Source organism: Marivirga arenosa (assembly GCF_030503875.2).
GTDB lineage: Bacteria > Bacteroidota > Bacteroidia > Cytophagales > Cyclobacteriaceae > Marivirga > Marivirga arenosa.
The window spans coordinates 3559338-3582355 of record NZ_CP129968.2 but is presented as its reverse complement, the minus strand read 5'-3'; the positions used below and the strand labels follow the sequence as shown (position 1 = coordinate 3582355).

The 23018-nt window shown below is 34.4% G+C and carries 17 protein-coding genes; 7 read left to right on the top strand and 10 right to left on the bottom strand.

Annotated elements, in window-relative coordinates; genetic code table 11:
- Positions 1 to 118 precede the first annotated feature (118 nt).
- Together QYS47_RS15365 and QYS47_RS15360 are read left to right on the top strand one after the other, a co-directional pair.
- Positions 119 to 895, top strand: coding sequence for a hypothetical protein (locus tag QYS47_RS15365; protein WP_302123211.1), 777 nt, complete (start codon positions 119 to 121; stop codon positions 893 to 895).
- Between the two features lie 96 nt (positions 896 to 991).
- On the top strand, positions 992 to 2008 hold the full coding sequence (locus QYS47_RS15360) for an alkaline phosphatase D family protein (RefSeq protein WP_308355857.1): 1017 nt from the start codon (positions 992 to 994) through the stop codon (positions 2006 to 2008).
- A gap of 8 nt (positions 2009 to 2016) precedes the next feature.
- Here the strand turns inward: QYS47_RS15360 and QYS47_RS15355 are convergent, their stop codons facing one another.
- The 5 genes from QYS47_RS15355 to QYS47_RS15335 all read right to left on the bottom strand — a co-directional run bounded on the left by QYS47_RS15355 (position 2017) and on the right by QYS47_RS15335 (position 7364).
- On the bottom strand, positions 2017 to 3147 hold the full coding sequence (locus QYS47_RS15355) for a DNA polymerase III subunit (protein ID WP_322347021.1): 1131 nt from the start codon (positions 3145 to 3147) through the stop codon (positions 2017 to 2019).
- 12 nt (positions 3148 to 3159) lie between these two features.
- Positions 3160 to 4005, bottom strand: a complete 846-nt coding sequence (gene tatC / locus QYS47_RS15350; protein ID WP_308355859.1) for a twin-arginine translocase subunit TatC — start codon at positions 4003 to 4005, stop codon at positions 3160 to 3162.
- A 3-nt stretch (positions 4006 to 4008) separates the two neighbouring features.
- Positions 4009 to 5280, bottom strand: coding sequence for a serine hydroxymethyltransferase (locus QYS47_RS15345; protein ID WP_322347020.1), 1272 nt, complete (start codon positions 5278 to 5280; stop codon positions 4009 to 4011).
- A gap of 182 nt (positions 5281 to 5462) precedes the next feature.
- Positions 5463 to 5999 carry an HNH endonuclease gene (locus QYS47_RS15340; RefSeq protein ID WP_302123216.1) on the bottom strand — a complete coding sequence of 179 codons (537 nt, stop codon included), beginning with the start codon at positions 5997 to 5999 and terminating at the stop codon, positions 5463 to 5465.
- A gap of 87 nt (positions 6000 to 6086) precedes the next feature.
- Positions 6087 to 7364 (bottom strand): replication-associated recombination protein A, encoded by a 1278-nt coding sequence (locus QYS47_RS15335; RefSeq protein ID WP_322348406.1) that lies wholly within the window; start codon positions 7362 to 7364, stop codon positions 6087 to 6089.
- A gap of 54 nt (positions 7365 to 7418) precedes the next feature.
- On the opposite strand from QYS47_RS15335, the gene QYS47_RS15330 reads away from it, so the two are divergent.
- From QYS47_RS15330 to rsgA, 4 genes are all read left to right on the top strand, one after another.
- Positions 7419 to 8324, top strand: coding sequence for a DMT family transporter (locus QYS47_RS15330; RefSeq protein WP_302123220.1), 906 nt, complete (start codon positions 7419 to 7421; stop codon positions 8322 to 8324).
- On the top strand, positions 8305 to 8784 hold the full coding sequence (locus QYS47_RS15325; RefSeq protein ID WP_302123221.1) for a DUF4199 domain-containing protein: 480 nt from the start codon (positions 8305 to 8307) through the stop codon (positions 8782 to 8784). The genes QYS47_RS15330 and QYS47_RS15325 overlap by 20 nt, the downstream gene beginning before the upstream one ends.
- Before the next feature lie 104 nt (positions 8785 to 8888).
- Positions 8889 to 10142 (top strand): 3-deoxy-D-manno-octulosonic acid transferase, encoded by a 1254-nt coding sequence (locus QYS47_RS15320; protein ID WP_322347019.1) that lies wholly within the window; start codon positions 8889 to 8891, stop codon positions 10140 to 10142.
- Positions 10139 to 11053: a ribosome small subunit-dependent GTPase A gene (rsgA, locus tag QYS47_RS15315; RefSeq protein WP_302123229.1), complete on the top strand. Its 915-nt coding sequence runs from the start codon at positions 10139 to 10141 to the stop codon at positions 11051 to 11053. The genes QYS47_RS15320 and rsgA overlap by 4 nt, the downstream gene beginning before the upstream one ends.
- A 4-nt stretch (positions 11054 to 11057) precedes the next feature.
- Here rsgA and QYS47_RS15310 read toward each other — a convergent pair whose 3' ends face one another.
- The 5 genes from QYS47_RS15310 to QYS47_RS15290 all read right to left on the bottom strand — a co-directional run bounded on the left by QYS47_RS15310 (position 11058) and on the right by QYS47_RS15290 (position 21498).
- Complete coding sequence (locus tag QYS47_RS15310) at positions 11058 to 12029, bottom strand: L-histidine N(alpha)-methyltransferase (protein ID WP_302123230.1); 972 nt, start codon at positions 12027 to 12029, stop codon at positions 11058 to 11060.
- The gene (gene egtB, locus QYS47_RS15305) at positions 12026 to 13183 is read right to left on the bottom strand and encodes an ergothioneine biosynthesis protein EgtB (protein WP_302123231.1); all 1158 of its coding nucleotides are present in this window, start codon (positions 13181 to 13183) and stop codon (positions 12026 to 12028) included. Before egtB ends, QYS47_RS15310 begins: the two co-directional genes overlap by 4 nt.
- 192 nt (positions 13184 to 13375) lie before the next feature.
- On the bottom strand, positions 13376 to 14332 hold the full coding sequence (locus tag QYS47_RS15300) for a PorP/SprF family type IX secretion system membrane protein (RefSeq protein ID WP_322347018.1): 957 nt from the start codon (positions 14330 to 14332) through the stop codon (positions 13376 to 13378).
- A 5-nt stretch (positions 14333 to 14337) separates the two neighbouring features.
- Positions 14338 to 20484 carry a gliding motility-associated C-terminal domain-containing protein gene (locus QYS47_RS15295; RefSeq protein ID WP_322347017.1) on the bottom strand — a complete coding sequence of 2049 codons (6147 nt, stop codon included), beginning with the start codon at positions 20482 to 20484 and terminating at the stop codon, positions 14338 to 14340.
- A gap of 219 nt (positions 20485 to 20703) precedes the next feature.
- The gene (locus QYS47_RS15290) at positions 20704 to 21498 is read right to left on the bottom strand and encodes an outer membrane beta-barrel protein (RefSeq protein ID WP_322347016.1); all 795 of its coding nucleotides are present in this window, start codon (positions 21496 to 21498) and stop codon (positions 20704 to 20706) included.
- A gap of 196 nt (positions 21499 to 21694) precedes the next feature.
- On the opposite strand from QYS47_RS15290, the gene QYS47_RS15285 reads away from it, so the two are divergent.
- Positions 21695 to 22993, top strand: coding sequence for a PorP/SprF family type IX secretion system membrane protein (locus tag QYS47_RS15285; protein ID WP_322347015.1), 1299 nt, complete (start codon positions 21695 to 21697; stop codon positions 22991 to 22993).
- Positions 22994 to 23018 lie beyond the last annotated feature (25 nt).

Below are 23018 nucleotides of genomic sequence, written 5' to 3'. Positions count from 1 at the left end.
TTAATCAGTCCTTTATGTAAGGGCTATGCTTAAATAATGTTATCTATTTATTATTTTTATTAATTAATTGTTAACTTTGGATTAGTAAAAATCGTTATATGTTAACAATTTGTTAATATTGGATAACATTAAAAAACCATATCATCACAAAGTTTCAATCCTATTAGGAGTAATAGCAGCATTCTGCCTTTTACTCATTGCACCAGTTTTGGGGCAGCCCCTAAAGCTAGAAGATAAGTTTCTTTTGAAGGATAAGGAATTTGCAGTTTCACAAAAAGACTTCGAAACTCATAAAAAATGGAACAGATTAATCAATAAATTGGAACGCAGATCAGCTTATGATCAAGAGTATTTTTTGAAGTATTTATTTTACACTTCTCATCAAAAAATGCTTAAAAACTATAATAAGGGTACTACCATAAATGAATTGTTATCTGGTGGAGATTACGATTGTGTTTCAGGAAGTATCATGTTTTCTGTACTGCTGAATTATTTTAATATTTCTCACCGAATCATTGAAACGGATTATCATGTTTTTATCATAGCCGAGCTTGAGGAAAAAGAATACATATTTGAATCTACGGATGCTCAAGCTGGATTTATTTCTGATCCTCAAAAAGTAGCTCAATTTAAAGCGGAGTTTTTACCCATGGGTCAGGTTAATACTTTAATGAATAATGAGAAAGTAGGCGAGCTCCAGTATGGAAATCCTAATTCAAGAACTATTTATAAACAGATTAGCCTAAGACAGCTAGTAGCTCTGCAGTACTTTAATCAAGGGTTGATTGCAATTAATAATCAGGATTTAAAATTAGCTAGCCAAAGGCTGCAACAAGCACTTAATCTGTATGATTCTGAAAGAATCAATACAGTTTTTAATATTATAGCTCACTAATTAAAAACAACATTCCTGTTGTTTACATAAAAATAATCCGTTTTTCTAAATTTAAATTTTATTAAGCATTAATTTGCGGTTTAAAATTTAGAAATCATGAGAAATTATCTTTTAGTTGCATTTTGTGTTTTGATTTTATCAAACTCAATAAAGGCCCAAGATCAAACATTCGAAATTCAATCGAAAGATGAATTGGTTTTAACCTTTGGTTCATGTAATAGAGAAAATCTTCCTCAACCATTATGGTCTTCGATCAGTGCCCATAATTCAGATTTGTTTATGTTTTTAGGCGATAATATTTATGGTGATACTGACAATATGAAGGTGTTGCAGAAAAAATATAATCGCCAAAAACAAAATGAAGGGTATACTAAGCTTAGACAGGAAACACCGGTTATTGGAGTATGGGATGATCATGATTACGGTAAGAATGATGCAGGAAAAGAATATGAATTCAAAGAAGAAAGCCAGCAGTTATTTTTAGATTTTTTTGATGTTCCAAAAGATGATCCTAGAAGAAAGAGAGAAGGAGTCTATTCTTCTCATGATATAAATTGGAATTCTAAAACTATTAGAGTCATTTTGCTGGATGCCAGGTATTTTCGAGATAGCTTAGAAAGGATAAACCGTGTTTATCAAAAGAATGAAACAGGAACGGTATTAGGTGAAGAACAGTGGAATTGGCTGGAAAATCAACTCTCTGACGATGCTGTCTCATTGTATATTATAGCAAGTGGTATACAAATGATTCCAGAAGATCATGATTACGAGAAGTGGGCTAATTTCCCTAAAGAAAGGCAAAGACTACTTGATCTAATTCAAGAAAAACAACCTAAAGGAGTTGTTTTACTTAGTGGAGATCGTCATATAGGTGAGATATCAAGAATAGATTTAGAGGGTTTAGATTATCCACTGGTTGAGATTACATCAAGCGGTTTAACGCATGTATGGGAAGATGCTGAGGAAGATAACCGATATAGATTAGGAGAATTAGTTACAAAACTGAACTATGGCCTTATTAAAATTAATGAAACGAATAATGGCTTAGGAGTTGATCTAGAAATTAGAGGAAATGATCAAGAGTTGATACACTTCGCTAGCATTAACTTTTAGGGAAGTCTTTAATTACTTCTTAGAATGGAAGCAATTTTTAATGAAACATTCAATAAGGTCATTTTAGCACTTGCATTTCTTTCTAAGTAATAGATGGCCTTGTTTAGTATTTCAGTCATTTGAATAATTTTCTCTAGACTTAATGTCTTACTGAATTTCAAAACGAATTGCTCGTGTTCATCAGGAACCCGCATTAATTCAGTGCTTTGCATCAAAGCTACTAATGATTCTCTTAAGATATTTTCAGCATGAATCAACCATTGCTGCTGGTTCATTTTACCCCATTTATGAAAGTCTTCAGAGCGTTTAACCAACTTGGTGTAGTCATTAGCCCAGCATTCGCGCATCCATTGTTCGAACTCCTGCTGAGCATCGTCAGAAACATCATCAACGAGCTGGACTGCTTTGTGAAGATCGCCCTGTGATATATGAGCTAATTGTTTGGCATGAGATTCTTCCACTCCATATTTAGAAACCAATATATCCTTTAATTCAGGATCGGAATAATTTGGAATATGTACTGCCTGAGTCCTTGAAGTAATTGTTCCAATTAATTTTTCTCTATCATTAGAGACTAGTAAAAAGATGGTTTTATCGGAAGGCTCTTCAATAATTTTAAGCAGGGCATTGGCGGCAGAAGGGTGTAGATATTCTGGTAGCCAAATCAGCATAATTTTATACTTCCCCTCAAATGCTTTTAGTGAAAGGTTTCGGATGATATTCTTACTTTCGTCTTTTGCAATATTAAGCTGACGATTACCTGATCCAATGTGGTCTATCCAGTCTAATGCTGAAGCAAACGGATCTTTTAAAAGAAATGATCGCCAATGTTTCAAAAAGTTATTGCTTAGCTTAGCATCATCACCTTTTATGCTATCATTTGCTGCAGTGGGAAAAGAAAATTGAAAATCCGGGTGAATGAATTTTGCATTTTTATGGCACGAATTACAAGTGCCGCATGCATCTGTTTCACCAGGATTTTCGCAGTTGAGATAATTAGCATAAGCTAATGCCAAAGGTAAATTAGGAGCACCCGATTTACCCCAGAATAATTGAGCATGAGCAATCTTTCCAGACTTCACACCTTTGATAAGTTGCTCCTTTAAATCATTTAATCCTGGTATATCGGCAAAAAGCATTATTTATTTTTTTTAGTGCTCTTTTAATTTCTTTAATTCTTCAGCCTCTTTCTTTTGCTTTTTCTTATGGATAATTGCTGAAATATAAATACTGATTTCATACAATAATAGCAATGGTAAAGAAATTAAAATTTGACTTATGGGATCTGGAGGCGTTATAAATGCGCTGATCACAAGTATTACTACAATCGCAATTTTCCGGTAATTTCTTAATGACTGAGGATCTATAATCCCTGCCTTACTCATGAATAAAATTACCATAGGTAATTGAAACATCAAACCACAAGCTAATACCAACATGGTTACAGTCGATACATAAGAGGTGATGTCAAATTCATTAAGTACGCTCGGATCAACTTGATAATTTGCTAGGAAGTTTATTGATATTGGAGATACTATATAATAGCCAAATAGTACACCTGATAAAAACAATAAGCTCACAAAGAATGTAGCACCTCTGCTGGTCTTTTTTTCGTTTTCATAAAGTGCAGGACTAACAAAACGCCACATTTCCCAGAAAAAATAAGGGAAAGCTACAATTATCCCAAGCACAACAGAAGAGGTGATATGCATACTAAACTGCCCAGTCATTTTCCTACTTTGAATAATGAAAGGTAAATCATCAATACAAAAGGCAGTTGAATTAGCAACAGTTTCGCCTAGCTTGCAAGCCATTTGGTAAAACCAAAAATCAGGTCTTGAAGGGCCTAAAATTAAGGTTCCAAATACAAATTCTTTGGAAGCAAAGGCAATAATTGAAAATATTACTACTGCGGATAAAGCCCTTACGATATGCCACCGAAAGGCTTCCAGATGATCCAAAAAGCTCATCTCCGCTTGTGGTTGATCTGCAGGCATATCTTATTTAAACAAAGGAAACTCTACCATCCATTCATTAATTTCTTTCTTTATAGAAGCTATCTGCGCTTTATCTTCATGATTCGTAATTACAGTGTCTATAAAGTTTACTATTTTTTCCATATCACTTTCTACCAAGCCTCTGGTCGTCACTGCTACAGTACCTATTCTCATGCCAGAAGTTACAAATGGAGATTTATCATCAAAAGGTACCATATTTTTATTAATGGTAATATCAGCTTCACCTAAAACAGCTTCAGCTACTTTACCAGTTATGCCTTTAGACCTTAAATCAATAAGCATTAAATGGTTATCAGTTCCACCTGATATGATTTTATAATCTTTCTCCATAAATGCTTTTGCCATAACTTCAGCATTTTTCTTTACTTGAAGGATGTAATTGAAATATTCATCGGTTAAGCATTGTCCGAAGGCTACTGCTTTTGCAGCAATCACATGTTCTAATGGTCCACCTTGAGTTCCAGGAAAAACACCAGAATCTAATAATTGAGTCATTTTGCGTAACTCGCCTTTTGGATTTTTATATCCAAATGGGTTTTCGAAATCATCACGCATCATTATTAATCCACCTCTTGGGCCTCTTAATGTTTTGTGCGTAGTGGTAGTTACGATATGGCAATAATCCAATGGATCATCTAACAATCCTCTTGCGATTAAGCCACTTGGGTGAGAGATATCAGCTAACAAAATAGCTCCAACTTCATCTGCTATTTCTCTTAACTTTTTATAATTCCATTCTCTGCTGTAAGCAGAAGCACCGCAGATAATCATCTTTGGTTTTTCTTTCTTAGCAGTAGCTTCAACCTTATCCCAATCAATAAGACCAGTTTCTTCTTCTACACCGTAGAAAGAGGGTTGATATAATTTTCCAGAGAAATTGACTGTTGATCCATGCGTTAAATGACCTCCATGTGATAAATCAAACCCTAAAATTTTGTCTCCAGGATTAAGACAAGCAAGCATAACTGCAGCATTAGCTTGAGCCCCTGAGTGAGGTTGAACATTAGCCCAAGAAGCACCAAATAGCTCTTTTACTCTATCTATCGCTAAGTTTTCAATTTCATCAACCACTTCGCAACCACCATAATATCTTTTTCCGGGTAAGCCTTCAGCATATTTGTTGGTCAGCACACTACCCATAGCTTCCATTACTTCTGGTGACGTAAAGTTTTCAGAAGCAATTAGTTCAATCCCTTCCTCTTGTCTTTTTTGCTCCTTTTTTATAAGGTCAAATATTAAATTATCTCTCTGCATTTTTCTAATCCAATTTGACCTTAAAATTAGCGCAGATTTACGGGATAAACAATTGATTAGCGTGAAGCTTTTTGAATCGAACAGATATTTATTTGTAAAGTATAAATTGCTCTAGGTATGAAAATAAAAAAGCATGCTAAATCTTAATTTGCATGCTTTAAAATATCTCTAAAATGAATAAGTTAATCATCGATTGTCACGTGCCCCCAGTTATGTCCTTTTCTTATTCGGTTTAACTGAGTATGAGTGATCCCGAATTGACGAGCTATCTGACTGTAGCGCGTTTTCTCGTTCTTCAACATTTTCTTAATCACTTTAACATCTGACTCTGTTAATTTATAACCAGTCACTCTTTTCTTCAAAACCTTAGGGTTTTTATTATTGTGATCAGCCAATTGTCTTTCAGAAACCCACTTTAAGTTACTGATGTGATTATTTGATTTATCATAATCTAGGTGAGTTACATAAACTTGGTCATCACTGTCTTTTGGAATAAATGATTCTGCAACTAAGCGGTGAACATAATAGCTTTGAGTAATTCTTTTATCGAATCTTACCATTATGGCCTGATAGCCGTTTACATTTGAGCCTTTAATTATCTTTCCATTTTCACGAGTAGAATAGCTTTTAATTCTGCCGTAATTGGAGACTTCATATTTTGCGTGAGGCAGATCAACATTAAACTCGATCTCTTTCCACTTTTCCAGTTTTGGATCCATGTTTTGTTATAATATTATTTTTCTTAGTTAACTTAATAATTAAAGGTAGGGATTTAATTTAATAAAAAAAATACTATAATTCTTAGATTAGTCATAATCATACTTTTTTCGCCAGAGATTTTTAAGCTTTTGTCGAAAATCCTTTTCCCTAACATTGTCCTGTGGCTCGTAAAGGGTGTTTTTACTAATTTCATTCGGCATGTACTCTTGATAGGTATAATTCCCGGAAAAATCATGAGGATACTTATATCCGGCTCCATAATTCATGTCTTTCATCAATTTTGTAGGAGCATTTCTTAAATGAAGAGGAACTGATAAATCGCCAGTTTCACGAACCAATTGCCTTGCTTTTTTAATGGCTAAATAGGAGGCATTACTTTTAGGAGAACATGCAAGATAGGTAACACATTGCGAAAGAATTATTTCAGCTTCTGGATATCCAATCATGCTAACGGCCTGAAAAGTATTGGTAGCTATGAGCAAAGCATTTGGGTTTGCTAGGCCAATATCTTCTGAAGCAGAGATTAATAATCTTCTAGCAATAAATTTAACATCTTCACCACCTTCAATCATTCTGGCTAACCAGTACAAAGCGGCATTTGGATCACTACCCCTAATACTTTTTATAAATGCGGATATGATATCATAATGTTGCTCTCCAGACTTATCATATACAGCCATTTTATTTTGAGCAATTTCTCTTACTTTTTCATTTGTGATCTCAATTTCTTCATCGGATGAAAAAGCATCGGTTACTAATTCGAATAAATTAAGTAATTTTCGTGCATCACCTCCTGAAAGCTGGATCAGTGCCTCATAGTCAGTGATTGTTATTTTTTTTTCTTTTAGTTTATCATCTTCTTCCATTGCGTTATGAAGCAATCCTTTTAAGTCATCTAATTCAAGTGCCTTTAAGGTATAAACTTGACAGCGAGATAATAATGCGGAGTTTACTTCAAATGATGGGTTTTCAGTAGTTGCGCCTATTAGCGTAATCACACCTTTTTCAACGGCTCCCAATAAAGCATCCTGTTGTGACTTATTAAATCGATGAATCTCATCAATGAAAAGAATGATTTTACCAGATCGCGAGGCTCGCTGAATTACTTCTCTAACATCCTTTACGCCTGCACTAATTGCACTTAAAGTCTGGAAAGGTGCTTTCACTTGATTGGCAATGATATTGGCAATTGTAGTTTTACCCACTCCTGGAGGTCCCCAGAAAATCATAGAAGGTACTTTTCCTTGAGCAATGGTAAGCCTTAAAACCCCTTTATCCCCAACCAAATGTTTTTGACCAACTAATTCTTCAAGCTTGGTGGGACGCATTCTTTCAGCTAATGGTTTTTCTTCTCCAAACATCATATTCCTTTCAATTTTTAAAACTGCAATATCCATATAATCCCTTACTTTTGCCAAATGAATAAAAAGTGGCACGTACATGGGGCTTTAGCAATAGTAGGCTTAATATATGGTGGTAATTATGTGATCGCAAAAGGCGTTATGCCTGATTACATGAGTCCTAATGCTTTTATCTTATTAAGAGCTACAATAGCCACTATTTTGTTTTGGATTTATCATGCTTTAACATCTACAGAAAAAGTAATCAGAAAGAAGGATTATTTACATTTTGCCAAATGTGCAATTTTTGGAGTAATGGGTAATCAACTAATATTTTTTAATGGATTGAGTTTAACAAGTCCTGTAAATGCCAGTATTATCATGACGGCAAATCCTATTATTGTATTATTGATTTCCTTTTGGCTATTAAATGAAAAAATAAGCTGGCGGAAAATTATTGGTATTTCACTCGGTGCTATTGGTGTGATCCTATTAGTATTGAATAAGGAGGTGAGCATAGAAAATGATGCTTTTTTAGGTGACATCTTTATTTTCTTAAATGCTACTTTTTATGGTATTTACTTGGTAATGGTAAAACCATTGATGCAAAGATATGAACCCATTACTGTTGTGAAATGGGTGTTTTTATTTGGAACCATCATGATTATTCCATTTGGGATTTTCCCTATCACTAAAGTTGATTTTTCTTCATTTCCTACGGAAATCTGGAGTAGTATTGTTTATGTTATCATCGGTACTACTTTTTTAGCCTATTTATTAAATGCTATGGCTTTGAAGCATGTTAATTCTACCATTGTTGGTTACTATATTTATTTACAGCCTGTTTTCGCAACTTTCATTACGATTATGCTCGGGCAAGAGACTTTCAAATGGGAGAAAGCCTTATTTGCTTTGATGATATTTTTTGGAGTATATTTAGTAAGTCAACAAAAAAGAACCAAAAATGAAGAAGCGCCTAATTGAAATTAAATGGGGATTAATTTTCGTTATCATGATGCTCCTTTGGATGTACTTCGAAAAAGCTATGGGTTGGCATGATGTAAATATTGCTGATCATGCTACCTATACTAACTTAGTAGCTATTCCTTCCATTTTGATTTATGTCTTTGCATTGATAGATAAGAGAAAAAAGCATTTTGATAATGTAATGAGCTGGAAACAAGGCTTTATTTCTGGTTTAATTATAACAGCAGTAGTAGTGATTTTAACTCCTTTAAGTCAGCTCATAACCCATGAATTGATCACGCCAGATTACTTTGAAAACGTAAGTGCTTATGCTGTTAATCAAGGTCAAAAGACTAATGAAGAAGCGCTTCAATACTTTAATTTAGGTAATTACCTTTGGCAAGCTATGATAGGTGCGGCAGTCTTAGGTATATTTACTTCAGCATTAGTTGCATTATTTGTTAGAGAAAGTTCATAATTAATTGAAGTATAGTCAATCAAATAAATGCTTTAAATAAGTCTTTTAATATAAACTCAAACATATTTGAAGGTGGTTTAATTTATTACCCTTAATTTTACCTTATGGGCGAGTTATTCTATCGATTTGGGATAAGTTTATTAGGTATTGGAGTGAAAATTCATTCACTGTTCAATACAAAATCTAAAAAGTTTGTTGAAGGCCGCAGAAATTTATTTGAGCAATTAGAGAATCGATTCAGTCAAGTTAATCAAAATGTGGTTTGGTTTCATTGTGCATCTTTAGGAGAGTTTGAACAGGCTAGGCCAATCATTGAAGCTTTCAAACAGCAATATCCTGACTATTTTATTTTACTCACTTTTTTTTCACCTTCTGGTTATGAGGTAAGAAAGAATTACGAAGGCGCGGATTATGTGAACTATATGCCTTTAGATACTGCCAGTAATGCAAAACTATTTGTGGAAATAACTAAGCCAAAAATTGCTTTTTTTATAAAGTATGAATTTTGGCATTATCACCTAAAAGCTTTATCCAATTCAGATTGCTGGGTTTATTCTATTTCTGCCATTTTTCGAGCTAATCAAAGGTTTTTTAAATTTTATGGTGGCTTTCATAGAAAAATATTACATCATTTTGATCATATTTTTGTTCAGAACAAAAAAGTAGAGTCCCTCTTAAAAGGGATAAATCTTCATAATGTCACCATAAGTGGAGATACTAGATTTGATAGAGTTTATTCCATTTCTCAAAATGTTAAATCAATTAAGTTATTTGATGATTTTGCTAGAAATGAAAAAGTATTGATAGGAGGGAGCACTTGGGAGGAAGATATTAAAGTGATGGCTCCATTTTTAAAAGAATATCCAGACTGGAAAGCCATAATAGCACCTCACGATATTTCTGAAAAGAATTTGAAATTACATGAACAACTAATTGGTGGATCATCTGAAAGGTTTACTAAAATTGATGGTGTTATTAAGACTGAAACAAAAGTGATCATTATAGATAATATAGGCTTACTCTCTTCTCTCTATCAATACGGTACAATAGCTTTTATTGGTGGTGCTTATGGAGATGGATTACACAATACATTAGAAGCAGCTTGCTTTAGAATGCCAATCTTTTTTGGAGATCAAAATTATATGAAGTTTCAAGAAGCAGTAGATCTGATAAGACTTAAAGCGGCTTATCCATTAAAAGATTCGCAGGAATTTATCTCAATATTTAACAGTGCTGATTTTGATTTGGAAAAGGCTTCCAATTCGGCCCTAAAATATGTGGATGAGAATATTGGAGCCACTCAAATTATTTTGAATCATATTGCTCCCATAATCGACAAATTAGAAATTGCATCATGAAAGGAAGAGTTTATAAATCTACGGGTAGTTGGTACACTGTTTTGGCCGAGGGGAAGTTTTATGAATGTAGATTAAGGGGGAAGATGCGTTTAGATGAGGAAAAGGTTACTAATCCTGTAGCGGTAGGGGATTGGGTAGAGATAACTCCTGAAAATGAGAAAGAAGCCATAATTAAAGAAGTTCTTCCTCGCGAAAATTATATAATACGTAAATCAACCCGTAAGAAAAGGCATAGCCACAGGCTTGCTGCTAATATAGATCAGGCTGTTTTGGTAGTGACTTTAGCCTTTCCAAGAACTAGTTTAGGATTTATTGATCGTTTTTTAGTGAGTTGTGAATCCTTTCGAATTCCAGCCGTATTGGTATTTAATAAATCAGATTTGCTTGATGATGAGGCTTTAGAATATTACGAAGCTTTAAAATTTGATTATGAAGAATTGGGCTATAAAGTTTTATTAGTCTCCGCAGAGAAAAATGAAGGGATAGAGGATTTGAAAAAAGTTTTAGAAGGGAAGACTTCTTTATTTTCAGGCCACTCTGGAGTGGGTAAATCTACTTTACTAAATCTTATTTCTCCTCACATCGATCAAAGAATTGGAGAGGTATCTGAATCAGTAGGAAAAGGGGTACATACCACTACTTTTGCGGAAATGTTTGAAGCCTGGGAAAACACATTTGTAATTGATACTCCAGGTATTAAAGAATTAGGTTTATGGGATATAGGAGATGAGGAACTGAGTCATTACTTCCCAGAAATGAGAGAATATATTGGAGAGTGTAAATTTAATAATTGTACCCATACCCATGAGCCAGGTTGTGCTTTTAGAGCAGCAATGGAAGAAGGAAAAATAGCCCCCAGTAGATATGAGAGCTATTTAAGTATTTTGGAGGATGAGGATAGTCATAGATGATTATTTATAACTTTCTCATCACTACATCAGTAAAATATTCTTGATCATCATAAAAGTATTTTTCAACTGATAATCCTGCTTTAGTAGCCATTTCGTTAATCATTTCCGAATCAAACTTTTGGGATATCTCAACATGTATAGGTTCCCATTTATCAAATGAGATGATAGTGTCGATAGCGTTTAAATTCACTTCTTGTTTTTTTTGTGAAATTAAAAAGCTTTTGGTTGTCCCTGTTTGCGGGTCATAAGTTGGGAAATGCTTGAATGCAGAACTATCAAAATCAGCATCCAATTCATTATTCATTCGCTTAAGCAAATTCATATTAAATTGTCGGGTGATTCCACCTGCATCATTATATGCATCTAAAATCATTTGTGGATCCTTTTTCAAGTCAAATCCGAGAATAAAGCGATCCCCAGTTCTTAATTTTGCGGCAATTTTATTTACGAAAGATTGAGCATCTTCCATTTCAAAATTCCCAATATTTCCTCCCATAAATAGTACAATACAAGGATTAGTTCTAGCTTCATTAAACTCATCCAATGCTGAGAAATATTCTTTATTTATTGGAGTGATATCTAAATCGGGAATTGACTTTTCCATTCTATTCTGTAGCAGTTGAATAACATTTTCTGATATATCTACAGGTTTGTAGCTGAAATTAGTGTCATTTTCTACAAAATGCTTTAACAGTATTTCTGTTTTTAAGCCATCACCTGCCCCGAATTCTATTAAGCTAAACTTATTTGTTTCCTTCGTTATGAGGTTCAGTAAATCATTTTTATACTTCTGAAAAATGTCATACTCACAGTTTGTGAGATAATACTCTGGCATATTCATGATTTTTTGAAAGAGTCGATCTCCTTCTGCATCATAAAATAACCAACTGGGTAATGTTTTTTCTTTTTTTGATAAGCCATCTTTAACCGCATCGGCTACAGAAAAGCTAATATTTTCGGTAGTAGTTGTTGTCATAAATCTTTAGCAAGTCTTATCCCACTGAAATGCCATTGCAGATGGGGATGAAAAAAGTTTCTGTATGTTTTTCTAGAGTGATTTTTTGAAGTAGCTCTTGATGCACCTCTTAAAACCATTTGATTTACCATAAATTTCCCGTTGTATTCTCCAATAGCTCCAGCTGGTTTTTTATAACCAGGATAAGGGAGGTAAGCACTAGCAGTATGTTCCCATCTTTTACCCCAGTCAAATAGATTAGATGCAGTTTCCCATTCAAATTCTGTAGGTAGTCTCATTCCTTTCCACTCAGCAAATGCATAAGCTTCATAAAAACTAATATGCATCAAGGGCGCAGCTTCATTAATAGGTCTTAATCCTGCTAATGTATAATAATGCCATTGCTTATCAATCTTATGCCAGTATAAGGGTGCTTTAATTTGGCTCTCATCTAACCAGCTTCTGGCATCAGAATGCCAAAACTCGTGATTTTCATAGCCTTTGTCTTCAATAAATTCAGCATATTCAGCATTGGTAATCAATTTATTGCTGATTTTTGCTCCTTCTAAATGCACTTCATGTTTATTGTGCTCATTATCAAAAGAAAAACCCTTTCCATCAAAACCAATTTTATAATTCCTTTTGTTAATTTGAATCCAATCGTGTTTAAAATCTTCAGGGAAGTATTCTTCAAAGCCTTTGTCATATACAGGAAATAAAGGGTTATGACCTAATATGTATTTTATATCATAAAATAAAAGCTCTTGATGTTGCTGCTCATGATTAAATCCTATTTCAAGAATTTCTTTCATTTCATCTGAAATAAAACCTCCTAATAATTCAAAAACTGCATCATCCACATATTTTCTATACTTATAAATATCTTCGACAGTGGGTCGGGTCATATTTCCTCTATTCGGTCTTAACATTCGTTCACCAGCTGAAACATAATAGCTGTTGAACAGATAAGCATATTTAGGATGAAATTCTTTATAGTGAGTAGCAAATTCTTTGAGCAGAAAAGTTTCAAAAAACCAAGTCGTATGGGCTAAGTGCCATTTTGGTGGACTGACATCCTCTATTGGTTGGGATACATAATCTTCTATTGCAAGAGGTTCACATATACTTTCAGTAGTCCTTCTAATATCTTGGTATCGGTTAAGATAGTTTTCCATTAAGGATTTAAGCTAATAAAAAATGATACAAAAGTTAATATAAAAATGTCTTTTTCTTCATTTCTGAATCAAAACCACATAGTATTAACTTTAAGAAACCTTTAGGGTTCAGAAAGATTTAAAATAAACGAAAAAGCCTATGGATATCACAATCCATAGGCTTTAAAAATATCAAAAATGATAAAAGCTTTTTTACATGAAGTAGTTAAACTTAGGACACTTTACATCATCATGTATGTCTTTTATACGGACTCTATAATTTAACATAAATTCATGAGTACCTGCTGATGCAGCTCTGATGGCTGAAGTTGTCCAATCATATGAATAACTGAAATGAAATGAGTCAGATAGTTTGAAATCAATATAGGATACTACTGCATCAATATTACGATATGAAACTCCAACATTTAAAATATCATAAAAAACGAAGCTAGTATTGATATCAAAATTAAGCGGAGCACCTTCTTGGCCTCGAATTAAAACAGATGGTTGCAGATGAATATTTTTCTCCATGTTAAGTGGAAGCATTAGCCCACCATGTAAGTAATAATATCTGGCAGAACGTAATTCATTTAGTGTATTTTCAAAATTTACGTTTTCATATCCATTATTAATTAAAAACGGTACTGAAAAGCCTGCAAACATCGTTTTATTATAAAAATAAGCACCAGTTCCAAAATTAGGCTTCAAATTAGCACTAATACTTGCAAAAGAGTTATCGCCTATGTCATCCAGATTTAAGCCTGAAAAATCAGCCGATAATATGTTTATCCCAGCTTGCACCCCTAATGCCAATTTACCTTTAGGTGTAGGGATTATAAATGCGTAGCTGCCATATATATTTTGATTCGAATAGCTTCCAATTCTATCATCATTAACAATCAAGCCTAAGCCCATTCTTTCATCCATAAATGAGGAATGGGCGCTAAAAAATAAAGTTTTTGGAGCACCTTCAAAATTCACCCATTGATTTCTGTACATGGCAGATGCACTTAATTGCACATGACTGCCGGCATAAGCAGGGTTTAGAATTAAGCCATTGAAAATATACTGAGAATAAATTGGGTATTGCTGAGCAACACTAGTTAAAGCAATTATACTCAGAAATACCGTTATACATAAAGTTTTATAGATTCTGCTTTTATTCATAAATATCAATTAACAATTTCTAAGTAACCATTCTCTGGTTTAGACCCATCCTTCTTATCAATCACGTAGAAATATGTTCCATCAGGTAAATCTTCTCCTAAAATATTTATCCCTCTATTGGAAACGCCATCAAATTTAACAGTATTATTGTCGTATCCTACTGCCTCATAGACTAATGTACCAGCTCGGTTATAAATTTTGACCAAATTGTCAGGATAATTTTCTATACATTCTATTTTAAAGAAGCTATTCGCACCATCCCCATTTCTAGAGATTCCATTAAAGGCATTAATAGAAGTAGGAATCGTAACATTTGCTTCGGTTATACAACCTCTTAAAGATTCTACACTAACGAAGTAATTACCACTTGATACTCCGTCTAAAACAGGGCCTCTTGCAACTAAATTCCCAAATTCAGTATACCAGGTGATATTTTTTATTTCAGCTTCACCACTAACAAATACAGAAGCTGAACCATTTTCCTGATTACAGTTTGCGGCTATTGTTTCTGTTTCAAGAACTGGGAAAACCAATATTTCTTCAATTTCTGCACTTACAACTTCTGAAATACATCCAGTTCTTAAATCGGTTGCAGTTACTGAATATTCTCCTGCAGCTAAATCAGTAATTCTATCACCTGTTCCAATTACAGTGCCTCGTCCTTCATCTCCTTCATACCAATTAAATTCATAGTTAGCAATATTTCCATTTACATCTACACGTAAAACACCATTATCAATTTGACAGTCTGTGTCATTAGCAATAACTTCAATTGTAGGTCTATCTACTTCAGGAATGTCTGATGAAATGGTGATTGAGGCTTCATTACTACATTGTGTAATATTATCAGTTACTCGTACTGTATAGGTTATGGCTTCTAAACCTGAGAAATCAGGGCCTACATATAAAACATTTCCACTTGCTGAACTTCCTTCAAACCATTCGAAAGTGTATCCAATAAACTCTCCATTTATAGAGGCTCTAGCTGCGCCATTCGCTCTACTTAAATCACAAACAGTGAGCGGAGCTATTTCTTCCATTGTAATTTCAGGAATTATTCGCTGATCTTCCACGGTGATAGTCGCTGTATTTTGACATGATGGGTCATCAACATCAATTGCAGTTACAGTATATTCTCCAACTGCTAAGGAGTCAATTTCTTTAGTAGTACCCACAATGTTTCCATTTGCATCTGTCCATTCATAATCATAAACTGCGCTTCCATTTGAAGTTACAGTTGCGAATACTGATCCATTTGGAGAATCACAATTCGTAACAGGAGTTGCTGAAATACTTAAATTAACAGGATTGATCTCTGTAACTAATTCATAGGTTTCAACATAGCTACAGTTTGTAAGACTATCGAACACTTCAACGGTATAAAAACCTTCTGTTAAATCAAAATAATCTTGCCCATTTTGAGCAACAGTTCCTGAAGCGCTTTGACCGTTGTACCAAGTGTATGAAAAGCTTGCACCTGGAGCTGATGCATTTACCGTTAAAAAGCCTAAGGCAGGATTAACACACTGCTCAGGATTAGCAAAATCTACCGTTATTACTGGCTCTGTAATATCTCTTTCTATTTCGAATTCAATCAAAGAAGTTGCACAGCCTGATACCGTACTGGTAGCCTGAAGGAAGTATGTTCCTGAATCTAAGCCACTAATACTATCACGAGCAGTTGAAATAAGCGTCATATCTGAATCAAACCATTCAAAATTATAATCGCTTAAATCTGCTACAACACCATTTTCAAAGATGTTATTGATTACTACTCGGCTATTATTTGTATCACAAAGTGTAATCGGGTCAATTTCAATCTCAGATGTAGGAATTGAAACAATGGTAGGATTATCAACTAAACTAAAGGTTCTGATTGTAGAACATCTTGTAAAATCATTAATGACTTCAACTGTATAATTACCGCCAGTTAAACCAGTAGCAATTTCGCCATTTATCCCAGCAGTGGTACCAATATTAGTGCCTAATGGAGTAGAGGTGTCTGTACCCTCATACCAGAAAACATCGTAATCGGCTGGATCTGCGCCATTATCTATATTAAGTTCTAATGAACCATTGGCAAAAGTGGGTTCACAATTAGTATTGGCAATTCTTTCCTCAATACTGAAAACAGGATCAACTGAATTTCTACCTACAGTTTCAGTGTAGAAAACAGAACATCCCGTAAGGTCATTAATCGCTTCAATAATGTAATTCCCTTCATCTAAATCACCAAAAATGTAATTGTTTTGTCCAATTACACCTGCTGTTGGGTGTGAAGCTATATTTACGGGATCGTAATCACCAGCTTCATTTTCCTTAGTGATGGTAAATGAATAATCGTCCTTATCAGTACCTGCTGCTTCAGTTAATGAAACTTCAATACTTCCATCAAAAGGATTACATGTGGTTGTATTGATCACCTCAACGGAATCAAGTTCATGAGCACCGATAAATGGTAAATTTAAAATTCTTTGGCTCGAACAACCTGTATTAAGATCTGTAGCTACTACAGTGTAAAGACCTGTAAAAAGCCCTGTAGCTACTGATTGTGTAACTCCTTCTTCTGTGAGGAAAGCGGTACCACTTGCATTTGAGCCCTCATACCAATCAACATCAAAACCTTGAGTGTTTCCAGGTGAAGAAATTTCCACTTCTAATTCTCCATTATCTAAATCACAAGCTGTTGCAGGTTGAACCCTAGTGGTATTTTGACTTATATTAACAGTAGCGTTGTCTATTATCTCAACAGTAATAGGATCGGTTAAACAGCTTCTGTTATTATTTAAGGCTTGAACAGTATACAAGCCAGGAGGTTGATTAGCCAATATACTGGTAGATTCATCTGGAATTTGGGAAGCAGCAATAACTTGATCTCCGTTATACCAAAAGAAAGTATAATCTGCTTCAGTATCTAAATCAACGTTTGCCTCTATTCTACCATTAAAGGGATCACAGTTAGTAACAGGCTCTGTTGTTGCAGACAAATTCGGAATAATGATGTTGTTATTTATCGTTACTCTTTCAGTAGCCGAACATCCTGTGTCATTATTGGTCACTCTTGCTGTGTACTCTCCACCGCCAAGTCCGCTAACGCTTGTTCCTGTTCCAACAACGGTACCTGTTGTTCCAGCACCCGCGAACCATTCAATAGTATGATCAGCTACATTGCCAATTATAGAAACGGTTACGCTTCCATTTGGATTGCTAGTGTCGCATGAGTTATTTTCAGTACTAGAGATAGTATCTATTTCTGGAGATTGTGTTCTGTTTATTTCTACAGTTACTAATGCAGATTCACAATCAGAACTGTTATCTGTGACTTTTACGGTATAGCTTCCTTCTGGTAAATTATTAACAGTTGACCCAGTGTAATCAGGCGTAGGTTTTTCACTAGTCCCTATATACCATTCAAAAGTATATCCTGCAGTACTGCCCCCTACAGAGGCCGTTACTACTCCAGAATTCGTATCCGAACAAACAATATCTGTGGCACTCGCTGTTGCTACAGGAGGGTTAGTTTCATCAGGAACATTAATAGATTCAATAGTTTGACAACCTGTTGCTATCTCAGTTACTAATACCGTATAGGCAGCTGAACTCAAACCTGTTGCAATATGACTGTTACTGATTTGAAGTCCACCCCCAACAGTATTTCCTTCATACCATTCGTATTCAAAATTACCAACAGCTTGGCCACCATTAACACTAACTGTTAATTCCCCATTTGGAGTTAAACAGTTTGAATTACCTCTTACAACCGTTAAGTCAGCAGTAACATTCCTTGCACTGTCTTGTATAACAACTTGTATGGTGTCGGAAGTACAGCCTACTAAAGTGTTATTTGCAAATACGGTATAAGTACCTGCCGATAATCCTGAATAAGTAGATCCAACAAAATCAGGAGTTCCGGTAACCGTAGTTCCATCAAACCAAAAGAAATCATAGTTAGCCGTCACCTCAGTAGTGCCTTCTAACTTAAATACTCTGGCAGAGCCGTTAGCAGGAACCCCGCCAGATGAACAATCAATATTTTTCGTAACAACTGATGACAGTGCAAAAGGTATTGGATTTATTTCGGCTGAAACTATATTATTAAAGTAATCACATTCCAAAAAATTAGAAGCTGGAAAAGAGATAGGCGTAGGAGTTCTTGCTCCATCATCATTTAAAGACACATACAATGTGAAATTTCCTCCAGTTCCATTTACAGTTAAGCTTGGCGATGATGCTACTGATCCTGGAGTGAAGTTTGTTAATGAAATCGAATCTGTATTTAATTTATTACTTCCTGCCACTAAAGGATCTCCATCATAGAAAGTAATAGGAACCCAACCTGTTAGCGGAACATCACCGATATTCTCTAAATCAAAGCTAATGGTGAAATCCTGATTAGGACATTCTGGTGCATTAATAGTTAGTGTATTTTCTAAAATATTTAAATCTGGAGAGGCATAAGTTGGACAGCCATCCGAACTTAAGAATGGAGACTGATTTAAGAAACTATTTAGTGGTCTTGAAGGTCCCGTTGTACAAACACCTGTTGAGAATACTGCTTGATGTTTTTGCTGGTTTTGAGGTACAGTTAGATCATCGTTGATATTGACATTAAAATACCCATGCTGATTCCATAATCTTCTGGCAGGAACCCAGGGTTCACCACCTGAAACATATACCCTTACTTCAGCATCTCCTGAAATCGGCAACTGTCTTCCAAAATCTCCAGCTCTATAGTTCTCAGGGGTACATACTACACATATCTCTGTAGAGCCATCAGCATTCACATCTGCTACAACTGGATATTCAACATTTGTTCTTGACCTACATGGAACTTGCGTATTTATGCTACCATCAAAACCATTAATAATATATACGAAATCTTCATCTCTGTATACTACCTCTGATTGTCCATCTCCATTAAAATCGAATAAAGTACAACCCGTAATACCAGAAGTTTCTTCATTTACTGTTTTTGGACCAGGATTTCCGAATTCATCTTCCCATAGGATTTCCCAATTTTCATCTAATGCGTATAAATATCTACCTGAAACAAAGGCTGCATTTAATTGCCCATCTCCATCTAAATCAGCGATATTGATTCTACCCATACCATTATACCAACCGGCACTATAATTTCCTCCACCTCTTGGGTCATTAAAAATAGCAACTGTATCATTGGTTACATCCCAAAAGAAAGCACTAGTTACGTTTGTAGTAGGGGTTCCGTTGGTTGCCCCAGTAAAAATTACATCAAGGTTACCATCTAAATTGTAATCTGCTACAGAAGTTGTAGCACTGTATTCTTGATCATTATTTTTAACTCTATAATTAAACATGCTGGTTGGCATGGAAGCTAGAAGAGTAAGGTTACCTGCATCTTGAGAACGATTACCTAAATTTACTCCATATATTTTGTCTCCAATTACTAGTTCTAAGTCGCCATTTCCTTGGATGTCTACTGCAACTCCTCCACTATTGATTCTTTCCCAATTTGTAGTTTGAGATCTTACAATTCTGGTTCCGGTTAGTGCATCGCGTACTTCATCTTTGTAATACATTTCAGCCTGTCCATCTCTATCGAAATCAGCAAAACTAAGGAATACGGGGTCATTACGAAGATTTTCAGATTCCCATAAAAAATTTAATTCGCAGTCATATGCTACTATTCTGTATCTACGATCGCTACCATTATAGTAAATAAAGAATACTTCAGCACAGTTATCATCTTCTATATTCGCAATGGCTCCGCCTCTAAATGTTGGATAGTTTATGGTTGCTTGGTGTTTTATTGTTGCATCATCACCATTGAGAATATATACCCTATTTGTATATGCGTTATTCGTAATAATCTCAGGAGTTCCATCTCGATCTAAATCTCCAACTACTAATTGATTCAAGTTATTTACTACATTTCTTGGGGAAGTATATCCTCTTTCCAGCACAAAACGTGGAAAACCCAAAGGCTCTGCTTCACAAGAGGCATCATTACCAAGGAAAAAGCCATCACAGTCTGCAGTATCAGTACAATCACCGTCAAAGCAGTCTACGAATCCATCTCCATCATTATCGATCCCATCATTACAAATCTCTTGTGCAAATGAAAACGCAGGAATTATAAATATAAAAAAGACTAGTTGTATATATTTTTTCATAGCAGTTGAAATTACGCATTCATATCCTTAGCGGATTTTAAAATCAATTCGAAAAATACTACTAAAATTAGAAAAGACATTGTGATCTGCAAGGATTTCCTTACATGGGTTGAAAAAATTCGATTAATTAAGAATAATAATTTTCTTATTCTACGAATAGATATAAATAAAAGGTAAAGCAGGGTTAAACTTCGATAAAATTACAAACAATTGTAGAAGTCATTTATTTTCATAATAATTTTTCTTCTCTTTTTTTCCTTTGTTTATAAAGTCATAGAGATATGAAATTGTTACCTGAAAACTTTGAAAAGAGGCATCTAAGTTATCTCGATATCCGATTACATTTGAATACCTGCCTTCTTCCTTTGCTATATTGCTATGTCCCCACAAATACATAAAATCAAGTTGGAAAACCTGCCCTGGAGCTGGTTCTAATATTAAACCAGTCGATACTATTAAACCTAATTGCACTCTATTGGCATCCCTAAAATAAAGTGTTCCATCTTCTGGATCTGCTGGGAAATCACCAAATTTCACTTTATACTCAATTTCATCAATATTTTCCTCCAATAATTCTACTGATTTTAATTTTCCGTTGCCGCCTAACCAAAAATCAACATTAGGGCCAACTCCAACATGCCATTTAAATGTTCTTTTCCCTATCGCTTCAATAAAATCTAATTTGTAAACAATTGGAGTGTTTATGTAATGATAGCGTGCATTGTTTTCTAATACAGGATCTTCAATACCCATAATGTTTTTACCATTTTGTGCATAAAGTACATCAAACTGAAGTAAAAATCGTTTCTGAACTTTAAAGGCTGAGCTAAATCCTGCACTAAAACCGTAGAATGGAGCCCTTGAGTAGTCTTCACTATTAAATTCCTCATATTTTAACCAATTCATTCTAGCGCCTGATTTTAATCCCAGGTAGATTTGAGAATAAGCAGAATCTATTGTTAGAATAAGTAAGATTATAATAAAGAATGATTTTATAGGCTTAAAGTAACTCATCGGTCTACGTTAGTTCATATTAATAATTTAGACAAGATATTTTCATAGTAAGTTCAAAGCTAATTAATTGAAAAGATTAATCTTTATTAGCAAACTATTTTTTTTTATGTTTCACGATTAATATTTTTAGATTTTAAAGTTCGCTACATTTAGAAGAAAATTTGATAATTAAAGCAACTGTTGGCTTATCTTGTTCATGATTAGAGCATTCATACTATATTCTTTATTATTTTTATTTGTCAGGCAAATATGTGCTCAAGAATTACCTGTTTATAATCATTTTTATACTACGCCTTATTTATATAATCCTGCAGAAGCGGCTATGTTTCCATTTAGAACTGCTTCAATAAATCATAGACAACAATGGATAGGGGTTGAAGGAGCTCCAATGGTTACAACTTTAACTTTCGAATCTCCTTTTCAATATAAAAAGTTTGGTTTGAGCGGTACTTTAAGAAATTTTAATCGCGGATTACTTTCAACAAATGATGTATTAGCCACCTATTCCTATATTGTGAATTTGACAAAAGATACAAAACTGCGTTTTGGTATTTCAGGTGGTGTTACTTCTAATAGTCTGGATTTCACTCAAGTATCCGATTTAAGTGATCCTTCAATCTCCAATTTTTTAAATAATAACCTTCAGCCATTAGCCAATGTTGGGTTGAAGATTGAAAGTGCGACAGGAATTAATTTTGGAGCTAGTCTTCCTCGCATGTTCAATTCGAGATATAATAGTATCCAAAATTTCGAGCGATTTGATTTTTCGCCCTTTGATGAATTTTTGGTGATGGCCTATTTCAAGAAACCTGTTGATTACAAATTAGTGACAAGGGGCACGGGTCGATTTAAAAAAAGAATTAAGCTAGAAGATGTTTATGCGCCTTTACAATTTTATGCGATATATCAATATTCTCAAGTGGTGGGTCAAAGAATAGAACTCATGAGTACACTCAGTTTTGACGAACTTTTCTGGCTTGGGGCATCATATCGGCTTAATTATGGGTTTGCTGGCATGGTGGGTTTAAATATGCAAAAATTTGCTTTCAGCTATGCTTATGAGCCTTCTACCAATATTGTAAATGGTATTGTAAATGGTTCGCATGAAATTCAATTGAAATTTAATATTGGGGGTAAACTGGAAGAACTGAGAGAAAGGCCGAAGCTAAAAAGTTTAAGCAGAACTGAGGAGAGAGCTCCAAGATTTTCTAGCGAAAATGTACAATACGGAGGGGATGAGGGGCAGGCTCAACAAACTAAATATTATGTTGTAGTAAAAGAATATAAAGATTTTAATTCTGCTGATAAGTTGGTTAAACAGTTGAAAAAAGAAAATGATATAGTGGCAGATATTTTCTTCAACAAAGGAAATGGAATCTATTATGTGTATATTTATGAAACTTACTCACGTAGAGATGCTTATAAAGACAAGAAAATTGCTGAGGAAGTAACTAAATTCAAAAATGTGAAGGTAATTGTAGTAGATCCAGAATAAGAAATTGTATTCTTTAATATTTAGA

What these genes read in the sequence shown, in the direction of transcription:
- QYS47_RS15340 (WP_302123216.1), bottom strand. Translation starts at nt 5,999, where the DNA reads ATGGATCCAAAACTGGAAAAGTGGAAAGAGATCGAGTTTAATGTTGAT.
- QYS47_RS15295 (WP_322347017.1), bottom strand. Translation starts at nt 20,484, where the DNA reads ATGAAAAAATATATACAACTAGTCTTTTTTATATTTATAATTCCTGCG.
- QYS47_RS15335 (WP_322348406.1), bottom strand. Translation starts at nt 7,364, where the DNA reads ATGATGTTTGGAGAAGAAAAACCATTAGCTGAAAGAATGCGTCCCACC.
- QYS47_RS15360 (WP_308355857.1), top strand. Translation starts at nt 992, where the DNA reads ATGAGAAATTATCTTTTAGTTGCATTTTGTGTTTTGATTTTATCAAAC.
- rsgA (WP_302123229.1), top strand. Translation starts at nt 10,139, where the DNA reads ATGAAAGGAAGAGTTTATAAATCTACGGGTAGTTGGTACACTGTTTTG.
- QYS47_RS15310 (WP_302123230.1), bottom strand. Translation starts at nt 12,029, where the DNA reads ATGACAACAACTACTACCGAAAATATTAGCTTTTCTGTAGCCGATGCG.
- egtB (WP_302123231.1), bottom strand. Translation starts at nt 13,183, where the DNA reads ATGGAAAACTATCTTAACCGATACCAAGATATTAGAAGGACTACTGAA.
- QYS47_RS15300 (WP_322347018.1), bottom strand. Translation starts at nt 14,332, where the DNA reads ATGAATAAAAGCAGAATCTATAAAACTTTATGTATAACGGTATTTCTG.
- QYS47_RS15320 (WP_322347019.1), top strand. Translation starts at nt 8,889, where the DNA reads ATGGGCGAGTTATTCTATCGATTTGGGATAAGTTTATTAGGTATTGGA.
- QYS47_RS15330 (WP_302123220.1), top strand. Translation starts at nt 7,419, where the DNA reads ATGAATAAAAAGTGGCACGTACATGGGGCTTTAGCAATAGTAGGCTTA.
- QYS47_RS15355 (WP_322347021.1), bottom strand. Translation starts at nt 3,147, where the DNA reads ATGCTTTTTGCCGATATACCAGGATTAAATGATTTAAAGGAGCAACTT.
- QYS47_RS15325 (WP_302123221.1), top strand. Translation starts at nt 8,305, where the DNA reads ATGAAGAAGCGCCTAATTGAAATTAAATGGGGATTAATTTTCGTTATC.
- tatC (WP_308355859.1), bottom strand. Translation starts at nt 4,005, where the DNA reads ATGCCTGCAGATCAACCACAAGCGGAGATGAGCTTTTTGGATCATCTG.
- QYS47_RS15285 (WP_322347015.1), top strand. Translation starts at nt 21,695, where the DNA reads ATGATTAGAGCATTCATACTATATTCTTTATTATTTTTATTTGTCAGG.
- QYS47_RS15345 (WP_322347020.1), bottom strand. Translation starts at nt 5,280, where the DNA reads ATGCAGAGAGATAATTTAATATTTGACCTTATAAAAAAGGAGCAAAAA.
- QYS47_RS15290 (WP_322347016.1), bottom strand. Translation starts at nt 21,498, where the DNA reads ATGAGTTACTTTAAGCCTATAAAATCATTCTTTATTATAATCTTACTT.